Below are 10,827 nucleotides of genomic sequence, written 5' to 3'. Positions count from 1 at the left end.
AACTCGGCGACGGCGGCCTGGCGCTGCTTGCTCCATAGTGCGTACGTACCCATCAAGTCGTTGATGGATACGAGCATCCTAGGCGCGGCTCAGCGGATCAACATGACATGCCAGGACGCTTACGACGTATCGCGGTTCACGCTGTGCCAGCCTGGTGGGCGCGAAGGATGCCGAAGATCTGCTCGAATCAACTCGTCAGACAGTCGTCGCACGCATTCCCACGATGTTTGCTGGGCAGCGCTATAAGGCGCGTGACTTTTTCGAAGAGAAGCACTGGAATGCGTTCAATCTCCGTCGAAGGATTGCTAGTGGCATCTGCTTGGCCCACCTGACCGACCAAGGATTGGTTCGACTGCGACAGCACCGAACTAAGTCTGGCAAGGGGAGCAAGGTCTACTTCAAGGCCGTTGACTAATCAGCGCCTCGGATGAGTGGGGCCAGACCAATCAAGAAATCACCACAGTCGGTGATTTGACGTGGCTGGCGCCCAATGGACGTCCAGATGCTGCATCTCTATGTCACGCATGGAGAAACAGAAAAAGCATGCAAAGCAGCGACACACTCCGTTGGGACTTCCCACAGAGTGTGCCGCAGGGGCGTTGATCAGACGTCTGCGATGCCAACAAATGAAAGGGAACTGAATGCCAGTCGTTGTGCTGAGCGCTGCCTTCATGAGTACCGGGTTGGTCTGTCCTCCCGGCCTTAAGAGGGTGGAGTATTGCGATAAAGAGGTCCCAGGACTTCTCGTAGAAGTTCGGTCTTCTAAGGACGCTGTACCAACATGGTATGTGCGCTACAAAAATGAGGGTAGGACCAGATATGAGAGAATCGGAGACGTCCGAGGTGTAAGTCTTCAATCCGCTCGGAAGGCCACCATTGCCTTCAAAGCCCAAAGGAAAGCGGTGCCTTCAGAAGGGTGCGTTGCTCCCGTCAAGGCTCTACCAATGACCCTGGACCGCTTCGTGGCCGAAGAGGTCAATCCTCACAACAAGGTGAGAAAGCGAAGCCATGCAAGAGACCTTCAGCTTTACAAGCGCATTGGACCGAGGTTCGGACACTGTTCCTTGATGGACATTCGTCGGAAGGACGTGCAGGACTTTCACAACGCATTGGTTACAGAGGAAAGGCTAAGCCCTGCATCTGCGGACCATCATGTGACCTACATGCGGCGGATCCTCAACCTTGCGGTGCAGTGGGAGTTCATCGAGAAGAACGTTCTGACGAAGATTCCTTTGATGAAGGTGGACAACAAGGTGGAACGGTATCTGACGGAGGAGGAGACCTCTCGCCTGATTGAGGTACTACAGCGCGACAAGGCCGGTGGCGCATCCAACATCTTCCTGTTCTTGCTCAGTACCGGTGCTCGGCTGAACGAGGCAATGTCTGCGAAGTGGGAGCAGATGGACCTCGCATCTGAAATCTGGAGGGTCCCAGCAAGCAACAGCAAGAGCAAACGGTCTCGTGTCGTTCCACTCAATGAATCCGCTGTGTGGGTGCTCAATCAGCTGGACACCAAGGGCCACCATGACTTCCTGTTCGTTAATCCAGCAACCAATAGACCGTTCGTGACGATAACGAGGGCGTGGTATCGCCTGCGGCGTAAGGCTGGCATCGAGAACATGCGGATCCACGATCTCAGGCACAGCTACGCCAGCTTTCTTGCGAACGCAAATTGCTCGCTGTACGAGATCCAAAACATCCTGGGCCATAGCGATCCTCGTGTCACGCAGCGGTACGCGCATTTGCAGCATCAGACGCTGAAGAATGCAGCTCGCGCAGGGTCGATGATCGTGCGGTCTAAGGGCTCATCCGCAGTGGCATAGTGCGACAAGGAGCCCCTTTGCACACGATGTGGAGGGGCTCCGAGTCTGCCATTAGGCATAGGGAGAGAAAGATTGCCAATCGAAATCTCAAAAGAGGAAGCTGAAGCGGCGAACAGTCGTCGCGCTGCATTCGTCGCGAGCATTCCGGCCGCGCTGCAAGAGACTGAGGACACACTTGCGGTGAAACTGCGAAATGAAAACAGCTCCAGGCGGACCAAGCTACGACGTGTCTATGCGGTGATGGATGCGCTGGCGGAGGTCCGGGCAAGCTACGTTGCATGTAGAAAGGGTTGTTCCGCTTGCTGCCGGATGAACGTTCAGATTTCCTATCTGGAAGCCCAGCGGTTGGCCGAAGCGTCGGGGCGAACTCCTGTGCCTTTGCATTCCTCTAGGGCGCACAGCATGGAGAAGTTTGCCGGCAGCCCATGTCCGTTCCTGAGCCAGGCCGGCGAATGCTCTGTCTACGATGCGCGCCCCTTTTCATGTCGGAACCATGCATCGTTTCTCTCGACCGACGAGCACTGTCGACTGCCTATCAAGGAACAGGGCGGCATGCCTTTGGTCCGCTTTGATGGATTGCTCGACGCAATGCGGGCCTTGCAGGAGGGGAAAGAAATCATCGGGGACATTCGGGACTTCTTTCCGCCGCGTCAAGAGGCTAAGTCCGTTGCGACAGCCGTTCAAGGTGCTATGCCCACGGACTTCAGGAGGGGCTAGGGCTTATGTCTTTGATCAGGAGCGGTTTGTCGTTCATTGCAACTCACATCGTCATCGAGGGTGAGTCACCAGTGTCCTTGGGGGACTGGGGCCAGATCCGGGCAGCCACAGAACATGAGGTGGCGCTCATTCGTGGAAGGCTAAAGTTGATCGCTGGAGACCGATTCCACGACGCACCCTTCTACGACGGACGATGGATTGAAGCCGTCGGTGAAGAGGGACATCGGAGCTTTAGCCCGGTACAACTTCCACCCGAAGAATGGAAATACTGGGTGCATGCATATGAAGGAAATAACCACCGCGTTAACCTCCTTCAGTCATTGATGCAGCTTCTGCCTGTCAGCCTGGAGTTCGCTTTTACTCTCTTCTTTGAGGGCGAGCGGCAGTCCGGTGCCGTCAGTGGCATCAGCATGGGCGGAGTGAACCCCTACCAGGTGAGGCGTATCCAAGAGCAGTGGCATCCCCGGTCAATTAAGGCCTGCGAGCTTGCGATGCTGCCGCAATACGCCTCTTGGTTGGCCGCCATACCTGACCGATACAACTTTGTCCGACGAGCGCTTAGCGGTCTGGATGGATTGCGAGGCGTGCCGGAGACCTCCGAGCTCACCATCGTTGGCCTGTTTGCCCTCATCGAATCGCTCATCACGCACGAGCCGCGGAAGCAGGAAACCTTGGACTCCATAATTCATCAGGTGAAGAACAAGATGGCGCTTTTGCGGAAGCGCTATGAGACTGCGGTTCCACTGGCTGACTACTTTGGCGAGGCCAGTGAGGACACGATCTGGAGCAAGCTCTATGACTACAGAAGCACGGTTGCCCATGGCTCGGCCTTCGACTTCCAGCAGAAGGGGGCGGTGCTTCGAGGGCGCGAGCAGGTGGTTCCCTTCCTCAGGGAGAACGTCAAGCAGTTGCTGATCATGGCGCTCAGGGACCCGGAATTCTTTGATGATCTTCGGCGTTGCTAAAAAGGGATGCACCATCGCATCCCCTCCCTCCCCGAAAGAAAAAAGACAGGGGGAGGGTGGGTAGACCGAACTCGAAGGTTCGGATGCCAAGTTCGGTGCTCGGTAGACGCATTGCCTTGTCAGGCCTAAGGAAAACGCCAATCACCATAGTGGCAGCCAAGGCAAACGGTTCGGGTCAAGGTTCGGTCGTTCGGTCGACACAAGGTTCGGTCGTGTCGCAAGGCGTTGTCGATGCTAGAGATTGCAGCGGAGCTCGCCTGACCGTTCCTTGTGTTGAAAATCCGCGTGTCGGTGGTTCGATTCCGCCCTTGGCCACCAAACAAAACTCCAAGCGCCGCTTAGCGTTTGGGGTCAAGAAGCCCGGCATGACCGGGCTTTTTTGCGTCTGCGAAGAGCTTCAGTCCGCGTGTCGCCGGGAGATTTCCGGTGTGCGCGCTGCGCACTGAGTGATCGCGACCTCCGTCGGTGTGCTGGCAACTGCGTACCATTCTGGACGCAGCTGTGCACTGCACAAGGGGGTAAAAGAATGGAGCGCTACGCAAATCGCGGCGGCGACTCGAACGTGATCGCGTTCGAAGCGACCGACTCGTCCATCAAGGTGCAATTCCGTGACGGTACGGTGTACCTGTACACGGCCCAAAGCGCGGGAGCGCAAAACGTGGAAGAGATGAAGCGGCTGGCCCAACAGGGGCACGGGCTGAACAGCTTCATCAACCGACGAGTGAAGAAGGCCTACGCCTCGAAGTCGCGCTAACCAGCGAGTGTGAACATGGACAACATGGTTCGGTCGCTGAAACTGGTTGCGGATGGGCTTAGCTCCCTCGCCGTCTCGGACTTTCCGCCGGATAAGTACGACGAGTTCCAGGTTATTGCAGAAGGCCTGGTACAGGCGCGTGCGACGGGGCTCTTGTACGAGGTCGCTGTCGAGCGCTCGAAGAACCGAGCCACCTACGGTCATGCCACCCGCTTCGTGGTTGCGGGCGGGCTTACGCCAGCCGGAAAGCAGTGGCTGCAGGAGGACGCCGAGTATGAGGAAAAGAAAAAGAGCCGAGCGCTAGCAAAGGCCGCCAAGCCGGCGATCCCCAAGCAGCCGGAGATCCTTCAACTCAAGCCTGCCTTCATGGGATTCAGCATCGACTTGAAGGCGCTATGGCAGCGGTACTTCGGCAAGCGCCGCAGTGATGTCTAGGCGATCAGGGACTGCAACCAGTCGTCAAAACCGACCAGCCGGCCGGCGTCGACATTGCTGAGCACCTTCAACATCGTAGGCTCAGCGCTGGGCCCGTACACGGCTCGGAGCGCGCCTGGGCTTATGTGCACGACCTTGGTGAACATGGGCGCGTTGGACGTCATCTGTTCGCACGCCCGAACGAGTCGAGCGGGATCGAACTCGTTGGTCAGCAAAACGTAGTCGAACGGCTGGTTATCTGACTTCGCAGTGATGTAGCTGGCGAACTCAGCCGGGAACTGCTTCTCACGGTCCGCACGAATGCTCCACTTGGCGGTGACGATCGTGCGACGCCCGGTCGTCTTGTTGACGACCGCGACATCGACCTTGTTGGGCTTGTCGCCGACACGGGTGTTGGCGAACCCTGGGATCGTCTGGAGTAGGCACCGAGCGCGAACGTCGAGCATCGAACTGTGGTCGAAGGCCGAGGTCACGGCGGCCAGGACGTCCTCAAAGCCTTCGCCAACAAGGTTCTTGCGCTTGTTCTCCACCGCGATCAACTCGCGGATGCGCTGGGTCATCTGGCGCCACTCGTCTTCAGACGGTTCTGCGGAGAGCCGGGCACCCAGGACGCTGCGAATGATCTCAACAATCGCCGGATCCTCGCCAGGCTCCGGGAACGCCATGCCGGCGAACGGTGCGCGCTGACTGGCGGCTCTCTTCAGAAGCGTCTGGTACTGCTGCACCATGTACTTGGCGTAGTCATCGGCGGTCCGACGAAAAAGCCAGTCGATGTCGTCACCAACGTGCCGAGGCGTGCTGCCAAGGGTCTGAGCCAGCCACCCGTGAAACCGTAGTGAGCGCTGGTGCCACGGTTTGCCCGGCTGGCATTTGTCGCTTTCGTAGCAATGGGCAAGTCCGGTCGTCTTGTCTGTCCAGAGCAAGAGGCGGTAAACGTGCAGCCACGGTGCTCCGGCCGCAGTGGCCAGAAACTCCGAGATCAATCGTTGCCGGTTGACCGCTCCGAACGGTGCCGTGATCCTCCCGGTACTGCTTGTCTTCTTTGTTGTCATCTGAGGCGTTCAGGCAGCTCTTCGCTGGGAGATCTGGGAGAAGAGGGTTTCGCGAACGGCCTTGGCTACTGCCTTGGCCAAGAGCGGCGGAACGGCGTTGCCGACCTGGCGGTAGCGCGAGTGGGCCGCCCCGCCGTCAACTCGACCTGGAAGGGCTCCAGGGCGCGGATCAGTCGTGAACACGAAACGATCCGGGAATGAGTGGAGCCTGGCGAACTCGCGCACTGACAGCGATCGGACCGCCTTGTAGTGGTAAACCGAGTCAGCCTTGGTGTTGAGCGTCCAGGACCAGATTCCGGGGTGCAGGCGGCGGTAGGCATAGAAGTGCCGGCGAGAAAGCAGCCCAGTCCCGTTCTCCGGGCCCCATTTCTCGCCGGTCAGTAGGCGCTGCATCAAGTCTTCGGGCAAGTCGCGATGGTTCCCGCCGGGCGGGATGGCCCGAAGTCGCATCGCAGTGTCCTCGCGCAGCCTCGGCACCTGCACGTTGTGAAGCACTTCGCCATTTCCCTCGCGCATCATGCGTTGGTAGGCTGACGTCGGGCGCCCCAGCGCCTCGTACGCCAACACGTCGTTGCGGTTACCCATTGGGAGTACGGCGAGATCTGAGAGGGCCTGCTCGGCTGTGACTGCCATCAGGCTCTGGGGGTCTGCAAGCTTGGCTGGTAGGTCAGTGCCGAGCAAGTCCTCCAAGTAGTCCAACTCGTACTTTGAGCGCCCGCGCACTACGCGACGGGCGAGCGCCATGGCACTTGTAACCCCGGTCTGCTGCACGAGCGGCGGTTCCAAGCCGAGACTCTTGTGGATGCCGATGAAGATGAGACGCTTCCTGGTCTGCGGCGCGCCCACGTCCGCAGCATCAATGACCTGCGGGCGTACCGAGTACTCGCCGCCAAGCGCAAGGTCCGAAACGATCTGCTCGCGGAAGCCCATCTGGTCGATGCCAGTCACGTTCTCCATCACGAAGGCTGATGGCCGCACGCGGCCCACGATCTCGACGAACTCCTTGTACAAAGAGTTGCGTGGATCGTCGATGATGCGGACGTGGTTGCGCACCTGTGAGAAGGCCTGGCACGGCGGCCCGCCGACCACTACGTCAACCTTGCTTCCTGCCTCTAGGACAGCAGCTTTGACGTTCTTCTTGCGGATGTCGCCGTGCACTACCCGCGCGTCGGGGAAGTTGAGCTGAAACGTTGCGCAGGCATCGGGATCAATGTCCGTGGCTGCTAGCGTCTGAAACCCTTCTTGCCTGAATCCTTCCGCAATGCCGCCGGCTCCTGCGAAGAGGTCGATGATGGTCGGAGATGAAGGCTTGGGCATAGTCGAAAGCAAAAGGCGCGCCGGCCCAAAAGTGGGCCTAGCGCGCAGGTTGTCATTGTGCCTTCGGCCGCTCGTACCCGTACTCGTGGCGACACGTAGATCAAGCAGGCTTGTGCGGCGCGATTGCTGTACGAAAACACAGCTTACTGCGCCAGCGGTCATTGCTCAAGGTCATTCGCACCCCGGCAACTGCTCGCGTAGGTGCAGTTTCTGGTCAGGCGGTGCGCGCTGCCAGATGATAATTTGCTTGCACGTGCGTGCACTCCAGTAAAAGACCCAGCTCTGGGCGAGGGGTGGGAAATCTGTGTGGTGACGCGCTACAAAATTCCTATGTGAATTTAGGTACCCTTTCACTCTGTGGAAGGGTATTTCTTATGACCAAAGTGATTGCTGTTTGCTTGTTGTGGCTGGCGTCTCTCCATGCGGAGGCTCTGGAATCTGGCTCCGTGACGAGGGTGTCTGACTCCGTGCTGCGGATCGAGGGGGTTCTCACGCCGGCTGTCTCGAAGCGCTTCTATGAGTTGATTGACGATCAAATTAGATTGATTCAAATATCGAGTGAAGGTGGCGTAACTGAGTCGGGGTTGGATATTGCGGAAGAGATCCAGCGTCGGGCGCTTGATATTGAAATTGAGGACTTTTGCGCCTCCAGCTGTGCAAACTATCTTTTCATTGCTGGGAATAGGAAATTCGTTAAGTCGGGGGCGGTGGTTGGATGGCATGGTGGGCATTCATTTACGCCATTTAGACCAGGATTGGACTCCCAGGCGCGGCTTGAGGAAAAGAAGGTAATACTGCAGCGCGAGCAGCTTCTATATGCCAAGGCTGGGGTTTCTATTGATTTAATTGTGTACTCTGGCATGCTCACCGTCGGGGCCCTTAAGGAAGGGGTGATTCGCCGAGACTACACACTGTGGTGCCCTTCAGTTGCAGAGCTTGAGCGGCTTGGTGTCAAAAACTTAGTGTCGAGTGCAAGTTGGGGCAGTGCAGGGGAAATTGAGGCAAGATTGAATGCTATGGGATATCTCGGACAGTCTGTTTATGTCGGTAAATCCTACTCCTACATTCCTGAGGCCTTTTTGATTGAAAAGAGATAGGCTCGCGCACGCAAGTTGTGCGGTTTGGCTGGATTGGGAGGAAAGGGCTGAGGGGCCTTCATCCGAACTTGAAGGTTCGGTCTGTTCGGTTGGCGCGCCGGCACTATGCCGTTGTCGCAAATAAAACATTGCGCTCTAGGAAAAAAGCTCGAGCGAATTGGTTCGGGCCAAAGCTCGGTAGTTCTGCTGGTGATGGGCAGGCGCGTCGTAACTTGTTGACGATGTCCGAGTTTTCTGCAGCGTCCGCCTCAGCGTTGCTTGTGTTGAAAATCCGCGTGTCGGTGGTTCAACGTACTCATGGTGTCTTCCTTTCGACGGTAACACCTGAGCAGGTTTTTACTGGGTCAATACACCGGCTTGGACTTAGAGTTCGTCAAAGTTCACCTCGACGGCCCGGCTCTTGTCGGCCAGTCGACTGCGGACCTTCTGCATGAGCTCGCGGTCTGCCAGTTCTTCCATCGTCGCCTCATAGAGCTCGGGCTTGACCATGTAGAAGGCTGCCTTGTTGTGGCTGAGCACGGTGACAGGACGCTGCTTCGCCTCGCGCAGCACAGCAGCCGGGTTCTTCTTGAATTCGGACATGCGGACGATCAGTCGATTGCTGTATTTGCCGCAGATGCGCTGGGCATTCAGGCTTCTTATCGCGCCTTTCTTGCCGGGCGGGCCGGGCATCAGGTGCTAATGGACGTGTTTGACCATGACACCCATGACACACACCCCTTATCAAGCTGTCATCCCGCCCTGCGATGCTCCCGCTCTTCACAGAGGGAGTCCCGCATGTCATCACACCAGCCGTTCACCGGCGCCCGCCATCCTCGTCGCCTGAACCCGCTCATGGGCCTGCCCCTGGCCCTGCTCGCCGCCGCCCTGGCTGCCTGCGGCGGCAGCTCTTCCGAGCCCCAGCCCTGGCCGCCGGCCTCGGCCGTCATCGCCCACCGCGGCGCCTCGGCGCTGCGGCCCGAGCACACGCTGGCGGCCTACCAGAAGGCCATCGACGATGGGGCAGACATCATCGAGCCCGACCTCGTCTCCACCAAGGACGGCGTGCTGGTGGCCCGGCACGAGAACGCCATCGCCATCCTCAATGCCGACGGCAGCATCAAGGAAGCCACCAGCAATGTGGCCGACAAGCCCGAGTTCAAGGACCGCCTGCGGACCAAGACCATCGACGGCGTCAGCATCCGCGGCTGGTTCACCGAGGACTTCACGCTGGCCGAGCTGAAGACGCTGCGGGCCCGCGAGCGCATCCCGGCGGTGCGCCCGGCCAACGCCGCCTACAACGACCAGTTCGAGATCCCGACGCTGCAGGAAGTGATCGACCTGGCCAAGGCACAGACGGCCGCCAAGGGCCGCACCATCGGCATCATTCCCGAGACCAAGCACCCGTCCTACTTCCAGTCCATCGGCCTGCCGCTGGAGCCTGCGCTGCTCGCGGTGCTGGAGAAGAACGGCTGGAACCACCGCGAGGCGCCGGTGATCGTGCAGTCCTTCGAGGTGGCCAATCTCAAGGCCATCGCGCAGAAGAGCACGGTGCGCCTGGTGCAGCTGATCAACAGCAGCGGCCGGCCCTGGGACTTCGTGCTGGAAGGCGCGGCCAACACGCGCGGCTATGCCGACCTGGCCACGGCCAACGGCCTCAAAGAGATCGCCCGCTACGCCTACGCCGTAGGCCCGTACAAGGAATGGGTGATCCCGCAGACCCGCGATGCCAAGGGCGTGGCCACCGGCCTGGGCCAGCCCACCAGCTTCGCGAAGGACGCCCATGCGGCCGGCCTGAAGATCACCATCTGGACGCTGCGCCCCGAGAACGCCTTCCTGCCGACCAGCCTGCAAGGCACGCCGGGCACCGAGGCCACGGCGCGCGGCAACAGCGTGGCCGAGATCCGTGCCTATCTCGACGCCGGCATCGACGGCTTCTTCACCGACGACTCGGCCGTGGGCCGGCAGGCGGTGCAGGGCTGGAAGCCTGCGAACTGAGGCGCAGGGGCCTGGACCAGGCCTGGCGCGGTGATTTGACGCGGGACGCGGCGTAATGGCCGCAGGCCCGCTGACGCAGCGGCCGGCCGGCACGTTACGATGCCGGCCCCGCCCGTCCTGACTGCGCCGCCCCGAGCCGCCAGCCCCTTGCCATGAGATCGTCCATCCACATCGTCGACGTCGACCGCACGGAGACCTGGACGCGCTACCGCAAGGGCCTGTGCGACAGCTGTGCCGCCAACTGCTGCACCATGCCCGTGGAGGCGCGCCTGGCTGACCTGGTCCGCCTGGGCCTGGTCGATGTCTTCGAGGCCGAGCATGAGGCCCCCAAGCAGATCGCCAAGCGACTGACCAAGGCCGGGTTGATCGAGCACTTCAGCTTCAAACACGGGATCTTCCAGCTGGCCCGGCGCGCCGGTGGAGACTGCCAGTTCCTGGACGCCAACACACGGCGCTGCACCGTCTACGAACGCCGCCCCGACATCTGCCGCAAGCACCCGCAGGTGGGGCCGCGCCCTGGTCACTGCCCCTATGGCGCACGCCGGGAGCCGGCGCCGCGCGACTGAAGCAGCTGCGTGCCCGAAGAGGCTGGCTGGCCTCAAAAAATGACAGCCAGGGAAAGACAGCCAGGGCACGAGGGCGCAAGCCGGCAGCGGGCTTTGCCCCGACCCGCCGGGCTGGGTGGCCGAT

Annotated in this window: 11 protein-coding genes; 8 read left to right on the top strand and 3 right to left on the bottom strand. The window is 59.9% G+C overall.

The genetic code is table 11. From position 1 onward, the window contains the following. Positions 1 to 944: 944 nt before the first annotated feature. The 5 genes from ACS5PK_RS20770 (at position 945) to ACS5PK_RS20750 (ending at position 4,694) form a co-directional block, all read left to right on the top strand. The gene (locus tag ACS5PK_RS20770; protein WP_439442175.1) at positions 945 to 1,823 is read left to right on the top strand and encodes a tyrosine-type recombinase/integrase; all 879 of its coding nucleotides are present in this window, start codon (positions 945 to 947) and stop codon (positions 1,821 to 1,823) included. A gap of 72 nt (positions 1,824 to 1,895) precedes the next feature. Further along, complete coding sequence (locus ACS5PK_RS20765; RefSeq protein WP_439442174.1) at positions 1,896 to 2,540, top strand: YkgJ family cysteine cluster protein; 645 nt, start codon at positions 1,896 to 1,898, stop codon at positions 2,538 to 2,540. 26 nt (positions 2,541 to 2,566) lie between these two features. Further along, positions 2,567 to 3,505 carry a hypothetical protein gene (locus ACS5PK_RS20760; RefSeq protein ID WP_439442173.1) on the top strand — a complete coding sequence of 313 codons (939 nt, stop codon included), beginning with the start codon at positions 2,567 to 2,569 and terminating at the stop codon, positions 3,503 to 3,505. Between the two features lie 526 nt (positions 3,506 to 4,031). Continuing rightward, entirely contained in the window at positions 4,032 to 4,259 is a 228-nt protein-coding gene (locus tag ACS5PK_RS20755) for a hypothetical protein (RefSeq protein WP_439442172.1), read from the top strand. A gap of 15 nt (positions 4,260 to 4,274) precedes the next feature. Then, a complete protein-coding gene (locus ACS5PK_RS20750) occupies positions 4,275 to 4,694 on the top strand; it encodes a hypothetical protein (protein ID WP_439442171.1) in 420 nt (139 codons plus the stop codon). Here ACS5PK_RS20750 and ACS5PK_RS20745 read toward each other — a convergent pair. Together ACS5PK_RS20745 and ACS5PK_RS20740 are read right to left on the bottom strand one after the other, a co-directional pair. Next, entirely contained in the window at positions 4,691 to 5,746 is a 1,056-nt protein-coding gene (locus tag ACS5PK_RS20745; RefSeq protein WP_439442170.1) for a hypothetical protein, read from the bottom strand. The genes ACS5PK_RS20750 and ACS5PK_RS20745 overlap by 4 nt on opposite strands. Positions 5,747 to 5,755: 9 nt before the next feature. Continuing rightward, positions 5,756 to 7,225 (bottom strand): DNA cytosine methyltransferase, encoded by a 1,470-nt coding sequence (locus ACS5PK_RS20740; protein WP_439442169.1) that lies wholly within the window; start codon positions 7,223 to 7,225, stop codon positions 5,756 to 5,758. Positions 7,226 to 7,437: 212 nt separating this feature from the next. Between ACS5PK_RS20740 and ACS5PK_RS20735 the strand changes: the two genes are divergently transcribed. Further along, positions 7,438 to 8,160, top strand: coding sequence for a hypothetical protein (locus ACS5PK_RS20735; RefSeq protein ID WP_439442168.1), 723 nt, complete (start codon positions 7,438 to 7,440; stop codon positions 8,158 to 8,160). 363 nt (positions 8,161 to 8,523) lie between these two features. Here ACS5PK_RS20735 and ACS5PK_RS20730 read toward each other — a convergent pair whose 3' ends face one another. Next, positions 8,524 to 8,742, bottom strand: a complete 219-nt coding sequence (locus ACS5PK_RS20730) for a type II toxin-antitoxin system Phd/YefM family antitoxin (RefSeq protein ID WP_439442167.1) — start codon at positions 8,740 to 8,742, stop codon at positions 8,524 to 8,526. A 252-nt stretch (positions 8,743 to 8,994) separates the two neighbouring features. Between ACS5PK_RS20730 and ACS5PK_RS20725 the strand changes: the two genes are divergently transcribed. Then, positions 8,995 to 10,137: a glycerophosphodiester phosphodiesterase gene (locus ACS5PK_RS20725; RefSeq protein ID WP_439442177.1), complete on the top strand. Its 1,143-nt coding sequence runs from the start codon at positions 8,995 to 8,997 to the stop codon at positions 10,135 to 10,137. Positions 10,138 to 10,289: 152 nt separating this feature from the next. Beyond that, entirely contained in the window at positions 10,290 to 10,703 is a 414-nt protein-coding gene (locus ACS5PK_RS20720) for a YkgJ family cysteine cluster protein (protein WP_439442166.1), read from the top strand. The last annotated feature ends 124 nt before the right edge of the window (positions 10,704 to 10,827 follow it).

This window comes from Roseateles sp. DB2 (genome assembly GCF_051857535.1).
GTDB lineage: Bacteria > Pseudomonadota > Gammaproteobacteria > Burkholderiales > Burkholderiaceae_C > Roseateles_B.
This window is presented reverse-complemented; position numbering and strand designations above follow the sequence as displayed.

Coding starts and splice junctions, on each gene's coding strand:
- ACS5PK_RS20770 (WP_439442175.1), top strand. CDS start 945: ATGACCCTGGACCGCTTCGTGGCCGAAGAGGTCAATCCTCACAACAAG.
- ACS5PK_RS20755 (WP_439442172.1), top strand. CDS start 4,032: ATGGAGCGCTACGCAAATCGCGGCGGCGACTCGAACGTGATCGCGTTC.
- ACS5PK_RS20750 (WP_439442171.1), top strand. CDS start 4,275: ATGGACAACATGGTTCGGTCGCTGAAACTGGTTGCGGATGGGCTTAGC.
- ACS5PK_RS20745 (WP_439442170.1), bottom strand. CDS start 5,746: ATGACAACAAAGAAGACAAGCAGTACCGGGAGGATCACGGCACCGTTC.
- ACS5PK_RS20740 (WP_439442169.1), bottom strand. CDS start 7,225: ATGACCGCTGGCGCAGTAAGCTGTGTTTTCGTACAGCAATCGCGCCGC.
- ACS5PK_RS20735 (WP_439442168.1), top strand. CDS start 7,438: ATGACCAAAGTGATTGCTGTTTGCTTGTTGTGGCTGGCGTCTCTCCAT.
- ACS5PK_RS20730 (WP_439442167.1), bottom strand. CDS start 8,742: ATGTCCGAATTCAAGAAGAACCCGGCTGCTGTGCTGCGCGAGGCGAAG.
- ACS5PK_RS20725 (WP_439442177.1), top strand. CDS start 8,995: ATGGGCCTGCCCCTGGCCCTGCTCGCCGCCGCCCTGGCTGCCTGCGGC.
- ACS5PK_RS20720 (WP_439442166.1), top strand. CDS start 10,290: ATGAGATCGTCCATCCACATCGTCGACGTCGACCGCACGGAGACCTGG.